The sequence below is a fragment of the Rhodococcus sp. IEGM 1241 genome (assembly GCF_033142365.1).
In the GTDB taxonomy this organism is placed as follows: Bacteria; Actinomycetota; Actinomycetes; order Mycobacteriales; family Mycobacteriaceae; genus Rhodococcus_F; species Rhodococcus_F erythropolis.
The window spans coordinates 671,054-691,432 of the sequence record NZ_JAWLSE010000002.1 but is presented as its reverse complement, the minus strand read 5'-3'; the positions used below and the strand labels follow the sequence as shown (position 1 = coordinate 691,432).

Below are 20,379 nucleotides of genomic sequence, written 5' to 3'. Positions count from 1 at the left end.
CGAACTATCGGACGATCTCGCGCCGGACGATCGTCTCGTCGCGGCCGGGACCGACACCGATGCAGGAGATGAACGCACCCGAAAGCTCTTCGAGCCGAAGCACGTAGTTCTGCGCATTCTGCGGCAGTTCCTCGAAGGTGCGAGCCTCCGAGATGTCTTCCCACCAGCCAGGCATCTCTTCGTAGATGGGCTTGGCGTGGTGAATGTCGCTCTGCGACATCGGCATTTCGTCGTGGCGGACACCGTCCACCTCGTACGCGACACAGATCGGCACGGTGTCGAGGCTGCTCAACACGTCCAGCTTGGTGAGGAAGTAGTCGGTGATGCCGTTGACGCGCGTCGCGTAACGCGCGATGACAGCGTCGAACCATCCCGTACGACGAGCGCGTCCGGTGGTGACACCGACCTCGCCGCCCTGCTTCGCCAGGTATGCGCCGTGATCGTCGAACAGCTCCGTCGGGAACGGACCGGAACCGACACGCGTCGTGTACGCCTTGAGGATTCCGAGCACCGTGGTGATCTTGGTGGGACCGATGCCCGAACCGACCGCCGCACCACCTGAGGTGGGGTTGGACGAGGTCACGTACGGGTACGTGCCGTGGTCGACGTCCAGCAGAGTGCCCTGCGAACCTTCGAGCAAGACGGTCTCGCCGCGCTCGAGGGCGAGGTTGAGCTCCAGGCGCGTGTCCGAGATGCGGTGCTTGAAACCCTCGGCCTGCGTCAGTACCTCTTCGACGACCTGCTGCGGGTCGAGTGCCTTGCGGTTGTAGATCTTGACCAGCACCTGGTTCTTGAATTCGAGTGCTGCTTCGACCTTCTGGGTCAGGATCTTCTCGTCCAGGACGTCCGCAGCACGGACACCGACACGGGCGATCTTGTCCTGGTAGCACGGGCCGATACCGCGGCCGGTCGTGCCGATCTTCTTCGCTCCCAGGAAGCGTTCGGTGACCTTGTCGATGGCCACGTGGTACGGCATGATCAGGTGCGCATCAGCAGAAAGCAGCAGGCGGGACGTGTCCACACCGCGCTCTTCCAAGCCTGCCAATTCAGTCAGCAACACACCCGGGTCGACGACGACACCGTTACCGATGACGTTGTTGACGGCGGGGGTGAGGATTCCGGACGGGATGAGGTGCAGTGCGAACTTGTCACCGTTCGGCAGAACCACGGTGTGTCCGGCGTTGTTACCGCCCTGGTATCGCACGACCCACTGAAGCTGCTCGCCCAGTAGATCTGTAGCTTTGCCCTTACCTTCGTCGCCCCACTGGGCGCCGATCAGGACGATTGCCGGCATGACGTTGTCTCCTACGGTCGACGTGCAGCAGTTGTCCCGCCGCATTGGTACTGCCTGGCTTCCGCGCACATGATGCAGCGCCGAACTGTTGCAGTGACCGAAGGAGCAGTCTAGCCCAGAGCACCAGACCAGACCTGACGGTCCAGAATTTGGCCGGTGACCATCACGATTGCGAGTCGACACAGAGACTCGCACTAAGATCGTCGGCAGTGATTCGGACGGCCATTTCGGGGAAGGGTGGCGAGGTCCCACTACCCGAGAAGAAGTCTTGATCGAGCTAGGAGTGGCTTTGACCCCTGTGGTGCTCAAATGTGGCGATTCGCCGGTTCCACTCCCCCTGGGTGAACTCACGTCGTTCACTGTCCCTGAACTTCCGGAGAAGCAGGACTTCGACGAGGCCCTGTCCCAACTGCAGGTCGTCACGGAGCCTCGCTTGATCGTCGTGGGTAACGACGGCGCGTTTGCCGCGGCATTGACACGGTTGATGCGACTGGAGCGACTCAACGTCGAACTCGCCTACGTCACCGAGAACAGGTCCGACGCAACCGACGCGTACAAACTCGCAACGGGTGCCCGGGCTGCGCGCACGGCGTTGAAAGGCACAGTCCACACCGTGCCGCTCATTCGCGACGACGCCGGAATCGCGCTGGTCGGTGCGGCAACTGTCACGGGTCCGGCCGATGCCGCCGAATTGATCGGCGAGGCGTATGTCGACGACAACAAGCTGTTCTCCGGCACAGTCCCCGGTATCCGGATTGTGCCGAGCCCCAAGCTCCCGGGGATCAAGGCATCGGTCGACCGCAAGAGTCGCTGGAGCGGGCGACGCTGGCTGGAAGGCCGAGCCATTCAGCTGGGCTCGCCGGCAGCGCGTCTGGTTCGCGACGGGGTGGCCAACCCACGCGATCTCAAGCGTTCGACCTTCTACCGGCACGACAAGACTTGGTTGTTGGTCAGGTGAGAACCGGAGCAGCACGGTCGGCGGTTCGGCCGAGCCCTGTCTTCCTGGGCGTCGTTGCGATCACCGTCATCGCCGGTGTTGTCGCCTGGAACTCGACGTGGGGTTCCATCGCGGGCCGTGCGGGTGTTTTTGTCCTCGTGGTCGCAGGCTGGGTGGTCACGCTGTGCTTGCACGAGTTCGCGCATGCATATCTGGCGTGGCGTCACGGAGACACCGACGTCGAGGCTCGTGGTTATCTGACGCTCAACCCGCTCAAGTACAGCCATCCGATGCTCTCGATCGGGCTGCCGGTGCTGTTCATCGCCTTGGGCGGCATCGGGCTTCCCGGCGGCGCCGTGTACCTGCGCACCGGGATGTTCCCGCCCAAGGTGCAGGCGCGAATATCGCTCGCCGGTCCGTTCACGAACGCCGTCGCCGCGGTGATCCTCCTCGTCGTCATACGTACGTACGGCTCATCGGCCGAGCATCTGACGTTCTGGGCCGGCCTCAGTTTCCTGGCCTTCTTGCAGGTCATGGCAACAGTTTTGAACCTGCTCCCAGTCCCCGGTCTGGACGGATACAACGCGCTGGAGCCCTACCTCGCGCCCAACACACGACACCAACTCGACCAGTTCAAGCCGTACGGACTGCTCCTGCTGGTTGCGCTCCTGTTCGTCCCGCAGATCAATGTCGTCTTCTTCGATGCGATCTACTGGATCTTCGAACTGAGCGGTGTGTCCGACTACTACGCCATGCTCGGTAACGCCCTCATGCGTTTTTGGACGTGATCGAGTGCACTGGAGGAGACTCGTGAGAGTCTGACATTTCAGACATTCATTCTTCTTCAGGAGAGCATCGATGATTGCGACGTCATTTCAGTCCGGCGGAGTGGAGTACACCCTCACGCGGGCCGAGATTCGACACGTGGAAGCACTGATCGACTTGCTCGCCGACGACCCGATCGGGAGCACCCGGGAGACGACCAACCCCGAGGCCCGAACGATCTACGAGGACGCATTCAAGCGAATCGACGAGGATCCGGCGCAACTCCTCGTCACCGTTCTGGTCGGTGACGCAGTGATCGGCACCATGCAATTGACCTTCATTCCGGGTATGAGCCGAATGGGGGCGACACGACTGCAGATCGAAGCTGTTCGCGTCCACGAGGATTACCGGAGCAAGGGCATCGGCAGTTCGATGATCCGTTGGGCCTGCGAAGAAGGTGCCCGGCGCGGCGCGTTCCTGGCGCAGCTCACCTCGGATCAAACTCGCAGGGAAGCCCACGACTTCTACGAGCGACTCGGATTTGTCGCCTCCCACGTCGGGTTCAAGAAGTCGCTGAGCTGACACACAGCCAACCACCCAGACTCCCAAACGCGGGCGCGAGCACCGGGGCATGGTTGTGCCCCGGTGCTCGCGTCTCGAGTTGTTTCACTTCAGGCTGCTGTCGGTGGGCTGTTCCCGCCGATCGGCTGTTGATACGGATCGATCGACATCGGTGGATAGAACACCGTCTTTCGATCCGGTCCGATCTCCACCCGCCATTCCGTGTGGTGCATCGTCCGGTGGTGATGACCGCACAACAAGATCAGGTTGTCGAGATCTGTTGGGCCACCATCGTTCCAGTGAACAATATGGTGAGCATCGCACCACCCCGACGGCGTCCCGCACCCCGGAAACGCGCACGCGCCATCACGAACTGCCAACGCCCGCCTCTGCGGCACCGTCGCGGTTCTGGCTTCCTTGCCGCAGTCGAGCGGAACACCGTTCTCATCCAACAAGATCCGCGTCACGGTGCAGTCGCACGCCAGCATCCGGGCAGTGTCGATACTGATCGGGCCCACCCAGTCCGTCCATGCGAACCCCAACTCCTCGGTGGACGGCAAGAGGTCTTTCAGAACTTTAAGGTCCGTCATGTCTTTCGCGGACGCGGTCACCGTGAGGTGCGGTTTCACTCCGCCTTCGATCGGGCCCAACCCCGCCCGCTCGTACCGGCGCAACAATTCACAAAACCCATCCGCACGCCGTAATGCCGGCGTGCGGGTGTCCTTGACGCCGTCCTTCTCCGGTGTCGGCGCCGACAGGCTCGACAGCAGCGTGATCAGACGGGCCCCGTTGACCGCATCCAGATCACCCTTCACAGTTACTCTGCCGTACAGGCCTTTCGAGGCGTAGAACTCGTTCCGTTCCGAATCCTCGCCGACCGGAACACCGTCCTCACGCTTGCCGTACTGCTTCTCGATTCGGCGGATCGCTGCCCGCACCGCATCACAATCGGCGATGTTCTTCGACGCCAACCCCAACAAGATCCCGCGGGCCTTGTCCACATCCGCCGGGGTCATGTTCTTCGGCGGATGCTGACAAAACGACGCCACCTGACGCGCCTTCAACGCATCCACGTCACCACGGTGAAACGCATCGCCCACAACGGGTTCGAGCATCAACAACCGCGCCAACCCGACCAGCAGACTGCACTCACCGATCTCCAAATTCGTCGAACCATGCAACCACTGTGCGATCGCCCGAAAACCCTTCCCGCCGAGAACGTCACGGGAAAACATCTCCACGATCAGCAACACCATCCGCGATTGCAACTCGTGTCGGGCGCGCACCAGATCCAGAACCTCACTCTTGAGGTCCTCACCATCCAGCTGCCATGCTTCCCGACTGTTCATGCCGAAAGTTTAATCGAGCATACTTTCGATAACCAGGGACATAACGGACAACTTCAAGAAGACCTACACTCGAGAGCTGTTGAGATGCATTGCTATTCGCGCAACCGCCGACGCGATTCATTGACAGAGACTCGCAACTCCCCCAAAGGCACTTCACGGCCCGACTCACTGCGCACCTCGACACGAACACGCTCACCAGTAGCGTCGTCAGCCACCTCCAACGGTCCGCCTTTTCCGCCGTGCAGATACTTGTCTCCCCACTGCATCAGCGCAAGAACCGCCGGCAGCAGGTCACGACCCTTCTCGGTGAGCACGTACTCGTGCCGCGTCCGCTTTCCAGGCTCCTTGTACGGCACACGCTCGAACAGTCCCGCCTCAGTGAGCTCTTTCAGCCTTGCCGACGCAACCGCCTCGGTGATGCCGACTCGCGACGCGAAGTCGTCGAAACGCGTTGTGCCGTAATAGGCCTCTCGCAGAATGAGCATCGCGGACCGGGTGCCGACCACTTCCATCGCCCGCCCGATCGAACAGTGCGTGGCCCGCCAGGCGTCGCGATCTTCGAGCACTCCGGTCAGTCGTACAGCGTCCATGCAATTCACCATACCCCCTGGCTTGCCATAACCATAGTCAGAGTCTAGATTCCTGACTATGGAACTTCATAGCCAGCCGGTGCGGACTGGGCCGCTCCTCGCAATTCTGTCGGGAGCACCGTTTGTCGCCAGCCTCGATCTTTTTGTGGTCAACGTGGCCTTCGGCGACATCGCCAAGAGCTACCCGGGCCACTCACTCGGCGAGTTCAGTTGGATCCTCAACAGCTACGCGATCGTCTACGCCGCGCTTTTGATCCCCCTCGGACGCTGGGCGGACCGGATCGGGCACAAGCGCGCCTTCATCGCCGGCCTCGCACTGTTCACCCTCGCCAGCGCCGCCTGCGCTTTCAGTCCGTCATTGTGGGCACTGGTGGCATTCCGCATCGTTCAGGCAGTCGGCGCCGCAGCGCTCACCCCGGCCAGCCTCGGCCTCCTGATCAGTGCACTCCCGGCTGCGAAACGTCAATCCGGCGTACGCATCTGGGCGGCAGCCGGCGCGGCCGCTGCGGCATTCGGCCCCGTCGTGGGCGGCATTCTCGTCGAGGCGTCGTGGCGCTGGGTCTTCCTGATCAATGTTCCAGTCGGGATCGTATTGCTCTACTTCGCAGTCCGACTCGTCCCGGATACAACACACAAGGACTCCGATGCCGGGATCGACTTCGTCGGCGCCGCCCTCCTCACCGTCGGAATCGGCTCTCTCGCGCTGGCACTCGTCCAGGGACCTGATTGGGGATGGACCGACAACCGCGTTCTGATCGCCTTCGCCGTCGCCGTTGCGACCCTACTTTCGTTCTGGTGGAGCAACTCTCGCCATCGCACTCCGTTGATTGCTCCCGATCTTCTGAAGATCCGCTCCTTTGCCTGGTCCAACGTCACCGCCATCCTGTTCAGCGCGGCATTTGCTGCCGGACTGCTCTCGAACATCCTCTGGCTGCAAGAAGTTTGGGGATACTCGGCATTGCGCACCGGTTTCGCCGTCTCGCCGGGTCCGCTTCTGGTTCCGCTGTTCGCGATCGCCGGTGGATCGCTTGCGCGCAAGTACTCGGCGGGACGCGTCGCCGCACTCGGCAGCCTTCTGTGGGCAGTCGGAACCGTACTCGTTCTCGTCTCGGTTGATTCGACGCCCAACTACGCGACCGGACTACTGCCGGGCTGGATCATCGCCGGGATCGGTGTCGGCCTTGCCCTGCCGACCATTCTGTCGCAGGCCACGGCGGATCTTGCACCTGCCAGATCGGCCACCGGTAGCGCAATCGTCAGCATGAGCCGACAGATCGGAACCGTTCTCGGCGTGAGTGTTCTGATCGCGGTTCTCGGCTCCTCCGTCGACCCCGACACCTTCCGCCAGGCCTGGTGGGTGATCTTTGCCGTCGCGCTTGTGTCTGCCCTGGCATCGCTGGGAATGACGCCTTCGACCACACCCACCCCAGTTGTCCCTGCTGAATCCGCCATCCCTGAAAGGAATTTGTCATGAGAGACGCAGTTATCGTCGAAGCCGTTCGCACTCCGATCGGCAAGGGAAAGGCGAACGGCGCCCTGCACGGCATCAACGCCGTCGACCTCCTCGCCCACAGCCTCAAAGCGGTAGTCGAGCGCACCGGGATCGATGCCGCGCTGATCGACGACGTCATCGGCGGCGCGGTCAGTCAAGTCGGTGAACAGAGCCAGAATGTCACTCGCACAGCCCTTCTCGCCGCCGGCTACCCCGAGTCGGTACCGGGAACCACCGTCGATCGCCAGTGTGGAAGTAGCCAACAAGCAGTTCATTTTGCTGCTCAGGGCGTTATTGCCGGTGCGTACGACATCGTTGTTGCTGCCGGAGTCGAGTCGATGAGCCGAGTGCCGATGGGCTCGAGCAGCGTCGGGCGCGAGTCACTCGGTGTAGGTTTCGAAGAGCGCTATCCGGACGGTCTGGTACCGCAGGGCATCAGCGCCGAATTGATCGCTGCCAAGTGGGGACTGAGCCGCACCCAACTCGACGAATTCTCGGCGTCGAGTCATCGGAAAGCCGCGCTGGCAACCGAGAGTGGTTACTTCACCAAGGAACTCGCCACGCTCCCGCAGCTGTCGGTCGACGAGGCCATCCGCCCCGGTACCACGGTCGAGACCCTTGCCGGCCTACGGACCGCCTTCGAATCCGACTACTACGCCCAGCGATTCCCACAGATCGACTGGTCCATCACCGCGGGCAACAGCAGCCCGCTTTCGGACGGCAGTTCGGCGGTGATGATCACGACCAGTGAGATCGCCGCGAAACTCGGCCTCACCCCGAAGGCACGGCTGCACAGCTTCGCTGTCGCCGGCGACGATCCGCTGTACATGCTCGCGGCGGTCATCCCGGCCACCGAGAAGGTCTTGGCCCGTGCGGGTTTGACGATCTCGGACATCGATCTGTTCGAGGTCAACGAGGCCTTTGCTCCCGTCGTCCTCTCGTGGGCAGCAGACACCGGCGTCGATCTGTCCAAGGTGAACGTCCGCGGCGGTGCCATCGCACTCGGCCATCCGCTGGGCGGCAGCGGAACCCGGATCATGACCACTCTGGTCAACGCTATGGAACAGCGCGGCGCGCGCTACGGACTCCAGACCATGTGTGAGGCAGGTGGGCTGGCCAACGCAACCATCCTGGAGCGCTTGGGCTGAGCAATCACCGCTGGACGGCACTCGGACACTAGTGACCGAGTGCCGTCCATTCGGGATCCGGCTTGCGCGCAACGACCCGGAACACGATTCCACCCCGTCCACTGCGCTGCACCTCGTCGATCAGGAAGCCTGCGTTTTCGAGGTATCCGACCGGTTCGCGGGTGAGGTGATCGGCACCGAACCGTACAGAAAGCGGTTCGACGGCCTTCATCAGCGCCCGTACAACCGTGTTGGTGCTCGGCCCGTGCTCAGCGAGCACGAATCGACCACCAGGCACCAGCACTCGAAATGCTTCGCTGGCAACTCGGTCCGGATCGGGGATCGTGCAGAACGCGTAGGTGGAGACCAATGTGTCCACGCATTCGTCAGGAACATCGAGTGCTTGCACGTCTCCGAGTCGTAGGTCGACTTCGGTCTTCACTCCCTCGGAGACCTTGACCCTGGCCTGATCGAGCATCGCAGTCGAGATGTCCACGCCGATGACGTAGTCGACGTCGTCCCCGTAGAGCGGCAGGTTCAGCCCGGTGCCCACGGCAATTTCGACCACGCGCCCATGCGCCTGATCTACAGCCCATTTCCGGGCGTCACCGAGCACAAAGCGCTCGAAGCGCCCGATCTGTCGGTCGTAGTGCGCCGCCATTGCGTCGAAAGTCTTGGCGACCTGTGCAGTGTCTGGTTCACGCATAGTGCCCCGTTTCGATCGATCTTCTGTGCAGTCTTACACGCGAGCACCGGGTCGGGAAGACCTTTCGTGACGAAGAGCGACCGGCCGCGCGACGCAGTCCCTGACGGATGACCCCGGTATCGTTCCAGGTGACCTGACCTCACCAACGACCATCATGGATAGAGACCTCGTGCGATCAAGTAACTGCGTCACCGGATCGGTCCGGCCACCTTTTTCCACTGATTCCACTGGAGGTCTGTGATGGCCGGAGGACTCTTCGCCCTGCTCGACGACGTCGCAGCCCTGGCTCGTATGGCTGCCGCCTCGATCGACGACGTTGCCGCCGCAACCGGTAAGGCGACCGCCAAAGCGGCAGGCGTCGTCATCGACGACGCAGCCGTCACGCCGCAGTACGTCCGTGGGCTCGCGGCCGAACGCGAGTTGCCCATCATCAAGCGCATCGCCATCGGATCGCTGCGCAACAAGCTGCTGATCATTCTTCCGATCGCTCTGCTGCTGAGTCAGTTCCTCCCCTGGCTGCTGACGCCACTGTTGATGGTCGGCGGCTGTTACCTCAGCTACGAAGCGGTTCACAAGATCTGGGGTGCAATTTTCGGCCACGGTGACCACCACGAGGCCGCCGACGAGCATCCTCGCGACGAAGAAGCAGTGGTTTCCGGCGCAGTCCGCACCGACCTGATCCTGTCCGCCGAGATCATGGTGATCGCACTCAACACCATCGCGGGCGAAGGTTTCTGGAGCCGGTTGGTGATCCTTGCCGTCGTGGCGGTCGTCATCACCGTGGTCGTCTACGGCGTCGTCGGACTGATCGTGAAGATGGACGACATCGGATTGAAGATCGCCGAGACGTCGTCTGGCTTCACCCACAAGGTCGGCCGAGGCCTCGTTCGCGGCATGCCTCACGTGATGTCAGTGCTCTCGGTGGTGGGTACCGCCGCGATGCTGTGGGTCGGTGGCCACATCCTGTTGGTCGGCATCGACGAACTGGGCTTCCACCCGCTCTACGACGCCGTTCATCACGGCGAAGAAGCAGTCAGTGACATCGCCGGAGTCGGCGGGGTACTGGCGTGGATCGTCAACACACTTGCGTCGGCGGCACTGGGTCTGGTGGTCGGCGCCATCATCGTCGCAGCTCAACTGGGTATCACCCGCCTGCTCGCAAAGCGTTCTGCAACGGCCTAGTCACTGCGAGTTGTGGCGGAGCACCATCTGCTCCGCCACGGCGCGCAGTCCTTCACGCAACGACCGTGGCTCGAGCGCTTCGACGTCCGCTCCCAAACCGATCAACTGCGAGAGCGCAACAGCTTCGCTCTCGAGTTTCAGCTCGGCATTCACCCATCCGTCGTTGTCCTCTGGCCCCACTTCGACGGCAGCGGCAAGCTCGCCCACCACATCGGGGAGCCGGCGCCTGCCCTCTGGTGACAACCGCACGCGACACTCGAAGCGAAGCAGCGAACGGTCGAACTCGGCCATCGACGCCGCCCACCACGACGGCAGATCGAAATCCACCGGCCGAGTGAACGAATCATCTTCTACCACGGCATTTTTGATGCGCCCGACTCGAAACGACAGCGTTCGACCGTTCATCCCCGCCACCAGATACCAAACACCGGCTTTGATGACCAGACCCAGCGGATCGACCGTCCGATCGCGATCGCGATAGACGAAGCGCAGTCGACGCGAGTCCAGCACAGCGGATGTGACGATCGGAAGCGCAGAGATGTCGTCGACGCCGCCGAACCAACCCGGAACGTCCACGAGAATGCGGTCCTGCCACAGTCGTGCACTCTCGCGCAGGGGACCGGGCAGGGAGCGGAGCAGTTTGGCCCCCGCCGAACCGACGGCGTCGGATCGCCCGAGATCTGCAGCGATGGACGGCACGCCCAACAGCATGAGTGCGGACGTCTCGTCGTCCGTCATGCCGGACAGCTTGGACTGCCAACCGTCGAGCAGACGGATGCCACCACCGGGTCCGCTCTCGGTCCAGATCGGCACGCCGGCAGCCGACAACGAGGCCACGTCGCGGTAGATCGTCCGCACCGAAACGCCGAACTCTTCGGCCAACTGATCGGCGACGACGCCGCGACTCCCCTGCAAACGCAGCATGAGTTGGAGCAACCGCGCGGATCTCATGGACCGAACATTACCGAGAATTATTGACAGAAGTTGTCAGGAATAGGGGTGCACAATGACCGTCATGGTCACTTGGAAGCAGTTCTCCGAAGAAGTTCCCACTCTTGCCGACGCGGTCCAAGAACGGTTCAAAGCCCACAAGCATCACGTCCTCGCAACGCTGCGCAAGGACGGTTCACCGCGCGTGAGCGGCACCGAAGTCGAAATCCTCGACGGGCGTCTGGTGCTCGGTTCGATGTTCGGCGCACTCAAGGCGAAGGATCTCATCCGTGACGGGCGCTACGCCCTACACAGCAATCCCGGTGAGCACACCATGGAGGGCGGCGATGCGAAGATCGCCGGAATCGCACGCGAGGTGACCGGCGACGAGTTCGAAGCCGTGCTCGCAAGCTACACCTACGAGGTTCCGAAACCCCTGCACCTCTTTGTGCTCGACATCGACGAGGTGGTGCACACGACGGTCGACGACGAGCACATGTACGTCGATCTCTGGAAGCCGGGCAAGGAGATCACCCGCTTCACCAAGTGACGTTCTTCTCGCAATGCTCGCCGTTGGCGCACGATTCCACCTGAACGGTGGCGTGGGAAAGACCGTGACTCTCGAGGACGGTGCGCGCGGATTCCAGAACGTTCGACGAATTCGCGTCACTGGTCAGGTGGACCGTCGCGACATCCATGCCGGTGGTGAGCGTCCAGACGTGTAGGTCGTGAACACCCATCACGCTCGGCAGCGCCGCCAGGTCGGCCTCGACCGCTTCGACGTCGACGTCGGCCGGCGACGCCTGCGTCAGAATGCGCAGCGATGCTGCGGCCAGTTTGATCGCACGCGGCACCACCCACAGCGAGATGAGAACACCGACGACGACGTCCGCCCACGTCCAGTTGAACAGCAGGACAAGGCCACCGGCGATCAGAACACCCACGCTACCGACGGCGTCTGCAAGCACTTCGAGGTACGCGCCACGCACCGCGAGGCTGTCCTTGGAATCGCCGCGCAGCATCAGCATCACGACGATGTTCGCGGCCAATCCGGCAGCTGCAGTGATGATCAGGGCGCCGCCCGGGATCTCGGGTTCGTTACCGATCCGGCCGATTGCCTCGTAGAAGACCCAGGCGGCGACGGCCAGCAGCATCACGGCGTTGGCCATGGCAGTCAGCACTTCGGCGCGGTGCCAACCGAAGGTCCTGGCCGCGGTGGTGCTGCCCTTCTTCGCGAGCAGCAAAGCCGTCAATCCCATGGCCATGCCCACCACGTCGGTGAGCATGTGGCCGGCGTCGGCAAGCAGCGCCAGCGAGTTGATCAGAATGCCGACCGTGGCTTCGAGTACGAGAAATGCAACGAGGATCGCAAGCGCGATCGCCATTTTCTTGATGCGTTGCGGTGACGGCCCTACTCCGACCGAATCTGCTGCCGAGTGGCCGTGTGAATGGCCGTGCCCTGCTCCCATTTGTCCTGTTCCCTCCCAAGTCCTTCTCAGAGCATATGCATACATTCGCATACATACAATGAGTTGCTCAGTGAGCGGGAAAAGGCAGAGGTCAGTGATCCGGCTCGTACGCCGGGTGCGGCACAGTGGGCGGCAGTGTGGCGATCGACGAGATGCGCTTCATGCCTGCTACCTGCAAGAGGTCGACCACCAGCGATCGAATCTGGGCAAACACCACCGTCGAGGACAGGCCTGCGTTCTCGACTATCGCCGGTTTCAGTTCCTTCGCCACCGAGCGCAGGACGCGCGCTGCCTCGGCCTGATCAGGCTGCTCCCCCGGCTCCGCCAGGATCATGTCCTTGAGAACTTCGACGGCTTTCGACAAGCGCTCGACCTGAGCCACCAGACGCGGATCGAGGATCTCGTCGTCCCTGACCAACGTCAACGAACGACGCGCGAGCACTCGAATGTTGCGCATCGCGTTGTCGATGGGATCGGCTGTCGCCATGAGCCTTTCGAGGCGCGGTCGACTGTTCCAGTACAGCGGGGAGATTCGGCTGATCTCGCGCCCGCCGAGGAGGTTGCTGCGCAATCCGTCGATGGCACCCTGAGTTGCGCGCGCCTTCTGCAGCGCCTTCACGATCGGGTCCGGGTCGTTCGCGACGAGGCCGTCTGCCACCAATTGCAGTACCTCTGACGCTGTTCCGAGGATCGATGCAGCGTCCTTGCGTGCGCGTCGTACCGGGTGCGTGGGGATGATCGCGACCACCGCGATGCCCACCAAACCACCGACAAGGGCGTCGATCATGCGATCGGGCCCGCCGCTGCCGCCCGGTGGGATCAGCGTCGCCACCAGCACGGCCGAGTTTCCGGCCTGCATGGAGAAGATCGGCCCGCTGTTCAGTAGCACCGCGACGGACATCGCCAGCACGACAACCAAACTGATCTGCCAGGGTCCGCTCCCGATGCCGGAGATGATCAGGTCACCGATTCCGATACCGACCGTGACACCCGCAACCAACTCGAACGAACGTCGTAGTCGGGCGCCCAACGACAGACCGAGCGAGACCACGGCGGCAATCGGCGCGAAGAACGGCGCATGGTGCCCGATCACCGTGGTGGCAACCCACCACGCCAATCCGGCCGCCAAGGCACATTGAATGATCGGTAGTGCCGACGTCTGAAGCCGACGCACCGATTTGCGAGCACGGTCCTTGATACCGGCCCGGCTCGGACGGAAACTGCTAACCGAGGCCAAGCGCTTCGGCGGCGTTGGGATCGCAGTCTTCGAGCAGATCTAGGCAACGCGCGTACTCGTCGGCCTCACCGATCGTCTTCGCGGCCTTGGCCAAGACAGCGACGCAACGGAGGAATCCGCGGTTCGGTTCATGGCTGTAGGGCACAGGACCGAAACCCTTCCAACCGTTACGACGCAGTTGGTCGAGTCCGCGGTGGTAGCCGGTACGCGCGTAGGCGTAGGCAGTGATGGTTTCGCCCTTGTCCAGGGCAGCCTCGGCGAGGTAGGCCCACGCGATGGAGGCAGTGGGATGGTCGGCCGCGACCTGGGCCGGGTCAGCGTGGTTGAGCAGTGCCGATTCCGCCTCGTCGTCGCCGGGAAGCAGAGTGGGCTTGGGTCCGAGCAGGTCACCGAATTGGGTCATGCGCTCATTGTGCCCGCTACGCCTTTCTGCCACAGGACCGCCTCGCCGACGGTCGGAGTTATGCCCGGTACATACCGGTCGTTACCCTGACATGGTCATTGCCGCATAAGACCGAAGGGTTACCCGTGCCGGACTCGAAAGACGACAACTCGAAAAAGAGCGCAGCCCCGAAGGGTGCGCCCGAGAAGTCGGCCCCGACCGAACCTGCGACTGTGGCGATCCAGAAGGCAGACAAGAACTCGAAGGCGGACAAGAACTCGAATGCGGGCGGCGACGCCAAAGCCGCCAGCGCGCCAACCGTCGCGATCCCCAAGGCAACTCAGGCACCCGCAGCAACACCAGCAGAAACACCGGCAGCAGCACCGACACCCCAGCCCAAGCCGGAGCCCGCCACCGTCGCGATTCCGAAAGCCGCGCAGCCGACACCGCCACCCCGGCAAGCTCCAACCCCGCCGCCACCGCCACAGCGCGCCGCGCCTCAACCGCCACAGCGCTCCGCGCCTCAACCGCAGCAGCGCGCCGCACCTCAACGCGTGGGTGTCGCAGCGACCCCACCGCCGGCCCAGCCGATGCCGACTCGCATCGAGCCTGCAGCGCCGGAAAAAACCAAGCGCAGCGGCAAGGGCTGGTACATCGCGGCAGCAGCGGCCGGCGTCGCCGTCCTCGCGGCAATCGGCATCGCAGTCTTCGTCTCGTCCACCAGCGGTAGCGGCGAAAGCTCACCTGAAGCCCAGGTTCAGACCGCCATCTCGACGTACGTCGACGCTCTTCAGACCGGCGATCTGGCAACGCTGCGAACGTCGACATGTGGGGCGTTGGGTGAGTACTACCGCACCATTCCGGACGCGGCGTTCGCTCAGGTCCACGACAATGCCGTCGCTCAGAAGACGATCCCGCAGGTCGGAGCCGTCGATGCGGTGCGCATCACCGACGACACCGCGATCGCTCAGGTCCAGGCAAGTTTGCCAAGCACCGGCGAGCAGTCGTGGCGCACGTTCGACCTCGAGCGCCAGGACGGCACGTGGAAGGTCTGCGATCCCAGCAAGTAAGCACCTGAACAGAAAATGCGCGCCGACGAGAAATTCGTCGGCGCGCATTTTGTTCTGTGAAGCTGAGTTGTGAAGCCGATCAGCCTGCGGACACCGAGCGTCCGGCCGACTTCAGGTCGTTGCACGCCTCGACGACGCGAGCCGTCATGCCTGCTTCGGCCCTCTTGAGGTAGCTGCGCGGGTCGTACGCCTTCTTGTTTCCGACCTCGCCGTCGACCTTGAGGACGCCGTCGTAGTTGGAGAAGAAGTGTCCGGCGATCGGACGGGAGAACGCGTACTGGGTGTCGGTGTCGACGTTCATCTTGACGACGCCGAAGTTCAGCGAATCCTCGATCTCGGACTTCAGCGATCCCGATCCACCGTGGAAGACGAAATCGAAGGGCTGCGAGCCGGCGGCCAGGCCGAGCTTGGCAGCGGCGACCTTCTGGCCCTCTTCGAGAACCTCGGGCTTGAGCTTGACGTTGCCCGGCTTGTAGACGCCGTGGACGTTGCCGAAGGTGGCTGCGAGCAGGTACTTGCCCTGTTCGCCGATGCCCAGAGCATCGACCGTCTTCTCGAAGTCTTCACTCGAGGTGTAGAGCTTGTCGTTGATCTCGGCCTCGACGCCGTCTTCTTCGCCGCCGACGACACCGATCTCGACCTCGAGGATGATGCGTGCAGCCTTGGAGAGGGCGAGCAGTTCCTTGGCGATTGCCAGGTTCTCGTCGATCGGGATAGCCGAGCCGTCCCACATGTGCGACTGGAACAGCGGGTTACGACCGGCGTCGACGCGCTCCTGCGAGATCGCGAGCAGCGGACGCACGTAGGTGTCCAGCTTGTCCTTCGGGCAGTGGTCGGTGTGCAGCGCGATGGTGACGTCGTACTTTGCCGCGATCACGTGTGCGAACTCGGCGAGCGCAACAGCGCCGGTGACCATGTCCTTGACGCCCAAACCGGAACCGAACTCGGCGCCGCCCGTCGAGAACTGGATGATGCCGTCACTGCCGGCGTCCGCGAAGCCCTTGATGGCTGCGTTGATGGATTCGGAGCCGACACAGTTGATGGCGGGGAAGGCAAAGGAATGCTCCTTGGCCCGACCAAGCATCTCGGCATAGACCTCGGGAGTTGCGATAGGCACGGCGGGAGTCCTCCATATACGTGTCGTTCGGAGCGCTCGGCGATGTGAAAGCGCTTCGTGTGGTCCTAGCAGTATGGCAAGTCCGACTCGTCACGTCTCTTTGCGGTCTCGGCCGCCGCCACCGACGCGATGACCTGCGGTGGTGGGAAACACTCAGATTCGGCCGGTACTCTGGCCCCCGTGAATGTGCAGGCAGCAACTGAATCCGTGACGAACCTGGCCTTGCTGCCCGGCTTCCTCGATCCCGTGAACCTCTTGAATTCCTTCGGAACGTGGGTTCTGGTGGGACTGCTTCTGGTGGTCTTCATCGAATCAGGGCTGCTGTTTCCGCTCTTGCCCGGCGATTCTCTGCTCTTCACCGCAGGGCTGATCGCGGCTTCCAAGTCCACCGAGATCGAACCGTTCGCGCCGCTGTGGGTGCTCCTGGTGACGATTCCGATCGCCGCGATTCTGGGTGACCAAGTCGGGTTCTACATCGGCGCCAAGGGCGGAACTGCCCTGTTCAAGACGGACGACGCGCGGTTCTTCAAGAAGAAGTACATCGACGAGTCGCATGCCTTCTTCGAAAAGCACGGCCCGATCACCATTATCCTGGCGAGGTTCGTGCCGATCGTGCGTACTTTTGCACCGGTTGTCGCGGGCGCCTCGAAGATGAAGTACTCACTGTTCCTGACCTACAACATCGTCGGCGGCATCCTGTGGGGTGCCGGTGTGACTTTGCTCGGCTACCTCCTGGGGCAGATCGAATTCATCCGCGACAATGTCGACTACATCTTCATCTTGATCGTCCTGGTGTCGGTTCTGCCGATCGTCTTCGAAATCGGAAAGCGAATTCTGGCGTCGAGACGTGGTGAATCGGCGAATACTTCCACTACGGACAATTCGACGGTGACAGTCCCCGAAGACCCCACCCCCTGATTGCAGAACGAGGCGAAGAACTGACCACGATGACGCTCGCATCCGGCAGTTTCTCCCCACTCGAGACTGCCGGACCCCTGTTGGTCTGGATTATCGTCGTCACGTTCGTCTTCATCGAGTGCGCGATCATCCTCGGGTTGTTTCTCCCTGGTGACTCGCTGCTGATCACAGCCGGAATCGTGCTTGCCGGTCACGAATCCGGTGCAGGCCACGTGTGGGCGCTGTCGGTGGGCGCGATGATCGCTGCCATTGCCGGCAACCAGGTCGGGTACGTCATCGGCCACCGGACGGGCAACCACATCAAAGCCCGTAAGGGCGGCAAGTACTTCACCGAGAAGAATCTGCACCGCGTCAACATCCTGTTGGAGAGACACGGGTTCTGGGCCGTCCTGATCGCCCGCTGGGTTCCGTGGGTTCGCACCCTGTGCCCGATGGTCGCAGGCGCAGCCAAGATGAACCACACGCGCTACACCATCGCGAGCACCATCGGCGCGATCATCTGGGCACCGGTACTCCTGCTGCTCGGTTTCTACGGTGGCTCGTTCCTCGATCGCGTTCCGTGGTTGCTGCCCGCCGTGCTGATCGTGATGATGGTCAGCTTGGTCATCGGCACCGCGTTGGGAATCTGGCAGTACCGCAAGGAAATGGCCCGACCGGCCGAAGACGTCGAGGTCGAAGAAGTCCTCGACTAGAAGCTGTCTGCTCAGTGCAGGTGGCTCTGGTCCCACGCCGGAAGCGGGTCCTCGTAGCGAGTCCAGGCCCGCGGTCCTTCGCGTAGTTCGTCATCGGTCAGCAGAGCCGGATCGAGGATTCGCGACGGCGTCGCCGGGTCGAGTTTCACTCCGATGAACACGATCTCCTGCCCTGGCACCTCCGCTGCCGACGCCCACAGTTGCGCCGGTTCGATGACGAGGTTGGGGCCTGCCTGCGACCAGATAGCGGCGAACTCGGGCCTACTGGCGATCCAGCAGAAGCCTTTGCTTCGCAAGAGTCCCGCGAACTGACCGAGCGCAGCCTCGAGTCGCGCCGGATGAAAGGGTCGCGAGGCTCGATACGTGACGCTGCGTATTCCGTATTCCTCGGTTTCCGGGGTGTGCCCGCCGGCCAGCTCCTCGTCCCAACCGGGTACCTGCGCAGCCAGTTCCGGGTTGTAGAGACCGGTTTCGAGGACGCGATCGAGGGTGACTTTTCCGTGGTCGGTCCGAATCAGCTGAGCAGTGGGGTTGAGCCTACGAAGCGTCGCCTCGACGGTTCCCGCCGCCCGCGGACTCACCAAGTCGGTTTTGTTCAGCAAGATGACGTCGGCGAACTCCACCTGATCGACCAGGAGATCGGAGATGCTGCGTCCGTCCCCCTCCCCGGCTTCGAGGTTGCGCTCGTCCAGTCGTTCGCCTTTTGCCAGCTCGCCGAGGAAAGTCGACGCGTCCACCACGGTCACCATCGTGTCGAGCTTCGCGAGCGAGCCGAGGCTGAAGCCGTCCTCGAATTCCCAGTCGAAGGTGGCCGCCACCGGCATCGGTTCGGAGATGCCGGTGGACTCGATCACCAACTGATCGAACCGCCCCTCGCGGGCCAGCGCGCCGACGGCGTCGATCAGATCCTCGCGCAGTGTGCAGCAGATGCATCCGTTGGTCAGCTCGACCAACTTCTCCTCCGTGCGATCGAGGTGGCCCTGGCCCGCGACGAGGGCCGCGTCGATGTTGATCTCGCTCATGTCGTTGACGATGACGGCGACCCGCCGGCCGTCGCGATTGGCGAGGATGTGGTTGAGGAGTGTGGTCTTGCCTGCGCCCAGAAATCCGGACAGCACGGTTACCGGTAGCTGCTTCATTCCTTAATGGTAACCATTGTCATTATCGACAACGGGAGGCGGGCCTACTGCACTGCAGACGCACTACCCGAGAACTGGCTCTCGGGCCTCGGCAACCCGAAATGATCACGAAGCGTCGTACCCGTGTATTCGGTGCGGAACAGACCGCGATCCTGCAGGATCGGGACCACACGCTCGGTGAAGATTTCGAGTCCACCCGGGTAGTACGGCGGCATGACGTTGAATCCGTCAGCAGCACCGCTGGTGAACCATTCCTCGATCGTGTCAGCCACCTGCTCGGCGGTTCCGGCGAACACCCGGTGTCCGCGCGCACCCGCCAAACGATGAAGCAGTCCCCGAACCGTCGGACGCTCACGCTCGACTATGCCGGCGATCACCTGCAATCTGCTTTGCTTGTTGTCGGTGACATCACCTGCCGCCGCGAACAATTCGACAGGAACCGGTGCATCCAGTTCCAGATTCCGAACATCGGTCCCGGTGAGTGCACCGAGTTGCGCGAGCCCGTACTCCGGCGAAGTCAACTCGTTGAATTCTCGCTCCAGCGCCTTGGCTTGTTCCTCGGTGTCACCGATGAACGGGCTGATTCCCGGCAGAATCTTGACATGATCGGGGTTGCGCCCGAACTGAGCAGCCCTCGACTTGATGTCGGTGTAGAACGCCTGCGCATCGGAAAGTCTCTGGTGCGCTGTGAAAATCGCCTCCGCATACTGACCGGCAAACGCGCGACCGTCGTTGGACGCCCCGGCCTGCACCAGCACCGGGTATCCCTGCGGCGTTCGCGGTGCGTTGAACGGCCCCCGCACCCGAAGATGCCGGCCGACGTAGTTGATCTCGTGAATCTTGTTTCTGTCCGCGTAGATTCCGTTCTCCCGGTCCAGACTGATCGCGTCGTCCTCCCAGCTGTCCCACAACCGCACCACCGCGTCGACGAATTCCCTTGCACGCGAATACCGGTCGCCGTGGTCCGGATGCTTGGCCAGCCCGAAGTTGGCGGCAGCCAGATCCGTACCCGTGGTGACGATGTTCCACCCAGCGCGTCCGTTCGAGATGTGGTCGAGTGAGGCGAACAGCCGAGCCAGGTTGTACGGCTCGTAGTACGTGGTCGACGCCGTCGCGATCAATCCGATCCGCTCGGTTGCCACTGCAATGGCCGTCAACAAGGTGATCGGCTCCAACGTCCCTGCGGGACCGTGCTCGACGTCGCTGCGCAACGCGGGACCGTCGGCGAAGAAGATTCCGTCGAACTTCGCCGCCTCAGCAGTGCGAGCGATCTCCTGGAAATACGTGACGTCGAACAGACGTTCCGGTGTTGTCCACGGATGACGCCACGCCGCTTCGTGATGACCGGCGGGGTGGATGAACGCGTTGAGGCTCAGTTGGCGCGGAGAATCAGACATGCCTGAATGCTGGCAACTGCCGCCG

21 protein-coding genes are annotated in these 20,379 nt (G+C 62.7%); 10 read left to right on the top strand and 11 right to left on the bottom strand.

Annotated elements, in window-relative coordinates:
• Positions 1 to 4: 4 nt before the first annotated feature.
• Positions 5 to 1,294, bottom strand: coding sequence for an adenylosuccinate synthase (locus R4P70_RS12885; RefSeq protein WP_003944351.1), 1,290 nt, complete (start codon positions 1,292 to 1,294; stop codon positions 5 to 7).
• Between the two features lie 283 nt (positions 1,295 to 1,577).
• Here R4P70_RS12885 and R4P70_RS12880 point away from each other — a divergent pair, with 283 nt between their 5' ends.
• From R4P70_RS12880 to R4P70_RS12870, 3 genes are all read left to right on the top strand, one after another.
• Positions 1,578 to 2,252, top strand: a complete 675-nt coding sequence (locus R4P70_RS12880) for a hypothetical protein (protein WP_019749469.1) — start codon at positions 1,578 to 1,580, stop codon at positions 2,250 to 2,252.
• Positions 2,249 to 3,019: a site-2 protease family protein gene (locus R4P70_RS12875; RefSeq protein WP_019749468.1), complete on the top strand. Its 771-nt coding sequence runs from the start codon at positions 2,249 to 2,251 to the stop codon at positions 3,017 to 3,019. Before R4P70_RS12880 ends, R4P70_RS12875 begins: the two co-directional genes overlap by 4 nt.
• Positions 3,020 to 3,089: 70 nt before the next feature.
• The gene (locus R4P70_RS12870) at positions 3,090 to 3,578 is read left to right on the top strand and encodes a GNAT family N-acetyltransferase (RefSeq protein ID WP_317830896.1); all 489 of its coding nucleotides are present in this window, start codon (positions 3,090 to 3,092) and stop codon (positions 3,576 to 3,578) included.
• A gap of 89 nt (positions 3,579 to 3,667) precedes the next feature.
• Here R4P70_RS12870 and R4P70_RS12865 read toward each other — a convergent pair whose 3' ends face one another.
• Positions 3,668 to 4,906, bottom strand: a complete 1,239-nt coding sequence (locus tag R4P70_RS12865; RefSeq protein ID WP_317830895.1) for an HNH endonuclease signature motif containing protein — start codon at positions 4,904 to 4,906, stop codon at positions 3,668 to 3,670.
• 92 nt (positions 4,907 to 4,998) lie between these two features.
• Positions 4,999 to 5,496 (bottom strand): winged helix-turn-helix transcriptional regulator, encoded by a 498-nt coding sequence (locus R4P70_RS12860; RefSeq protein ID WP_003944415.1) that lies wholly within the window; start codon positions 5,494 to 5,496, stop codon positions 4,999 to 5,001.
• A gap of 58 nt (positions 5,497 to 5,554) precedes the next feature.
• On the opposite strand from R4P70_RS12860, the gene R4P70_RS12855 reads away from it, so the two are divergent.
• On the top strand, positions 5,555 to 6,970 hold the full coding sequence (locus R4P70_RS12855; RefSeq protein ID WP_069146155.1) for an MFS transporter: 1,416 nt from the start codon (positions 5,555 to 5,557) through the stop codon (positions 6,968 to 6,970).
• Complete coding sequence (locus tag R4P70_RS12850) at positions 6,967 to 8,136, top strand: thiolase family protein (RefSeq protein ID WP_317830894.1); 1,170 nt, start codon at positions 6,967 to 6,969, stop codon at positions 8,134 to 8,136. Before R4P70_RS12855 ends, R4P70_RS12850 begins: the two co-directional genes overlap by 4 nt.
• Before the next feature lie 28 nt (positions 8,137 to 8,164).
• On the opposite strand, the gene R4P70_RS12845 is transcribed toward R4P70_RS12850, so the two are convergent.
• The gene (locus R4P70_RS12845; RefSeq protein ID WP_003944335.1) at positions 8,165 to 8,821 is read right to left on the bottom strand and encodes a class I SAM-dependent methyltransferase; all 657 of its coding nucleotides are present in this window, start codon (positions 8,819 to 8,821) and stop codon (positions 8,165 to 8,167) included.
• 240 nt (positions 8,822 to 9,061) lie between these two features.
• Between R4P70_RS12845 and R4P70_RS12840 the strand changes: the two genes are divergently transcribed.
• Positions 9,062 to 10,003 carry a DUF808 domain-containing protein gene (locus R4P70_RS12840; RefSeq protein WP_020968812.1) on the top strand — a complete coding sequence of 314 codons (942 nt, stop codon included), beginning with the start codon at positions 9,062 to 9,064 and terminating at the stop codon, positions 10,001 to 10,003.
• Here R4P70_RS12840 and R4P70_RS12835 read toward each other — a convergent pair whose 3' ends face one another.
• Positions 10,004 to 10,954: a helix-turn-helix transcriptional regulator gene (locus R4P70_RS12835; protein WP_030535979.1), complete on the bottom strand. Its 951-nt coding sequence runs from the start codon at positions 10,952 to 10,954 to the stop codon at positions 10,004 to 10,006.
• A gap of 64 nt (positions 10,955 to 11,018) precedes the next feature.
• Between R4P70_RS12835 and R4P70_RS12830 the strand changes: the two genes are divergently transcribed.
• Positions 11,019 to 11,483 carry a pyridoxamine 5'-phosphate oxidase family protein gene (locus R4P70_RS12830; RefSeq protein WP_030535978.1) on the top strand — a complete coding sequence of 155 codons (465 nt, stop codon included), beginning with the start codon at positions 11,019 to 11,021 and terminating at the stop codon, positions 11,481 to 11,483.
• Here R4P70_RS12830 and R4P70_RS12825 read toward each other — a convergent pair.
• The 3 genes from R4P70_RS12825 to R4P70_RS12815 form a co-directional block, all read right to left on the bottom strand.
• On the bottom strand, positions 11,473 to 12,402 hold the full coding sequence (locus tag R4P70_RS12825; RefSeq protein ID WP_019749454.1) for a cation diffusion facilitator family transporter: 930 nt from the start codon (positions 12,400 to 12,402) through the stop codon (positions 11,473 to 11,475). The two genes, R4P70_RS12830 and R4P70_RS12825, sit on opposite strands and share 11 nt — an antisense overlap.
• Before the next feature lie 91 nt (positions 12,403 to 12,493).
• Complete coding sequence (locus R4P70_RS12820) at positions 12,494 to 13,639, bottom strand: FUSC family protein (RefSeq protein WP_019749453.1); 1,146 nt, start codon at positions 13,637 to 13,639, stop codon at positions 12,494 to 12,496.
• Positions 13,626 to 14,042: a DUF3151 domain-containing protein gene (locus tag R4P70_RS12815; protein WP_003944361.1), complete on the bottom strand. Its 417-nt coding sequence runs from the start codon at positions 14,040 to 14,042 to the stop codon at positions 13,626 to 13,628. Before R4P70_RS12815 ends, R4P70_RS12820 begins: the two co-directional genes overlap by 14 nt.
• 125 nt (positions 14,043 to 14,167) lie before the next feature.
• Here R4P70_RS12815 and R4P70_RS12810 point away from each other — a divergent pair, with 125 nt between their 5' ends.
• On the top strand, positions 14,168 to 15,091 hold the full coding sequence (locus R4P70_RS12810; RefSeq protein ID WP_317830893.1) for a nuclear transport factor 2 family protein: 924 nt from the start codon (positions 14,168 to 14,170) through the stop codon (positions 15,089 to 15,091).
• Positions 15,092 to 15,170: 79 nt separating this feature from the next.
• Here R4P70_RS12810 and fbaA read toward each other — a convergent pair whose 3' ends face one another.
• Positions 15,171 to 16,208, bottom strand: coding sequence for a class II fructose-bisphosphate aldolase (fbaA, locus tag R4P70_RS12805; RefSeq protein ID WP_317830892.1), 1,038 nt, complete (start codon positions 16,206 to 16,208; stop codon positions 15,171 to 15,173).
• 180 nt (positions 16,209 to 16,388) lie between these two features.
• On the opposite strand from fbaA, the gene R4P70_RS12800 reads away from it, so the two are divergent.
• Positions 16,389 to 17,126 carry a VTT domain-containing protein gene (locus R4P70_RS12800; protein WP_029254751.1) on the top strand — a complete coding sequence of 246 codons (738 nt, stop codon included), beginning with the start codon at positions 16,389 to 16,391 and terminating at the stop codon, positions 17,124 to 17,126.
• A 29-nt stretch (positions 17,127 to 17,155) separates the two neighbouring features.
• Positions 17,156 to 17,818 (top strand): DedA family protein, encoded by a 663-nt coding sequence (locus R4P70_RS12795; RefSeq protein WP_019749448.1) that lies wholly within the window; start codon positions 17,156 to 17,158, stop codon positions 17,816 to 17,818.
• 11 nt (positions 17,819 to 17,829) lie between these two features.
• Here R4P70_RS12795 and R4P70_RS12790 read toward each other — a convergent pair whose 3' ends face one another.
• Both R4P70_RS12790 and R4P70_RS12785 read right to left on the bottom strand, forming a co-directional pair.
• Complete coding sequence (locus tag R4P70_RS12790) at positions 17,830 to 18,957, bottom strand: GTP-binding protein (RefSeq protein WP_047888713.1); 1,128 nt, start codon at positions 18,955 to 18,957, stop codon at positions 17,830 to 17,832.
• 44 nt (positions 18,958 to 19,001) lie between these two features.
• A complete protein-coding gene (locus R4P70_RS12785; protein WP_007726771.1) occupies positions 19,002 to 20,354 on the bottom strand; it encodes an LLM class flavin-dependent oxidoreductase in 1,353 nt (450 codons plus the stop codon).
• Positions 20,355 to 20,379 lie beyond the last annotated feature (25 nt).

Excerpts from the sequence above, each read along its gene's own strand:
- R4P70_RS12845 (WP_003944335.1), bottom strand. The coding sequence starts at position 8,821 with ATGCGTGAACCAGACACTGCACAGGTCGCCAAGACTTTCGACGCAATG.
- R4P70_RS12850 (WP_317830894.1), top strand. The coding sequence starts at position 6,967 with ATGAGAGACGCAGTTATCGTCGAAGCCGTTCGCACTCCGATCGGCAAG.
- R4P70_RS12825 (WP_019749454.1), bottom strand. The coding sequence starts at position 12,402 with ATGGGAGCAGGGCACGGCCATTCACACGGCCACTCGGCAGCAGATTCG.
- R4P70_RS12885 (WP_003944351.1), bottom strand. The coding sequence starts at position 1,294 with ATGCCGGCAATCGTCCTGATCGGCGCCCAGTGGGGCGACGAAGGTAAG.
- R4P70_RS12790 (WP_047888713.1), bottom strand. The coding sequence starts at position 18,957 with ATGAAGCAGCTACCGGTAACCGTGCTGTCCGGATTTCTGGGCGCAGGC.
- R4P70_RS12795 (WP_019749448.1), top strand. The coding sequence starts at position 17,156 with ATGACGCTCGCATCCGGCAGTTTCTCCCCACTCGAGACTGCCGGACCC.
- R4P70_RS12855 (WP_069146155.1), top strand. The coding sequence starts at position 5,555 with ATGGAACTTCATAGCCAGCCGGTGCGGACTGGGCCGCTCCTCGCAATT.
- R4P70_RS12860 (WP_003944415.1), bottom strand. The coding sequence starts at position 5,496 with ATGGACGCTGTACGACTGACCGGAGTGCTCGAAGATCGCGACGCCTGG.
- R4P70_RS12830 (WP_030535978.1), top strand. The coding sequence starts at position 11,019 with ATGGTCACTTGGAAGCAGTTCTCCGAAGAAGTTCCCACTCTTGCCGAC.
- R4P70_RS12870 (WP_317830896.1), top strand. The coding sequence starts at position 3,090 with ATGATTGCGACGTCATTTCAGTCCGGCGGAGTGGAGTACACCCTCACG.
- R4P70_RS12865 (WP_317830895.1), bottom strand. The coding sequence starts at position 4,906 with ATGAACAGTCGGGAAGCATGGCAGCTGGATGGTGAGGACCTCAAGAGT.
- R4P70_RS12785 (WP_007726771.1), bottom strand. The coding sequence starts at position 20,354 with ATGTCTGATTCTCCGCGCCAACTGAGCCTCAACGCGTTCATCCACCCC.
- R4P70_RS12840 (WP_020968812.1), top strand. The coding sequence starts at position 9,062 with ATGGCCGGAGGACTCTTCGCCCTGCTCGACGACGTCGCAGCCCTGGCT.
- R4P70_RS12835 (WP_030535979.1), bottom strand. The coding sequence starts at position 10,954 with ATGAGATCCGCGCGGTTGCTCCAACTCATGCTGCGTTTGCAGGGGAGT.
- R4P70_RS12815 (WP_003944361.1), bottom strand. The coding sequence starts at position 14,042 with ATGACCCAATTCGGTGACCTGCTCGGACCCAAGCCCACTCTGCTTCCC.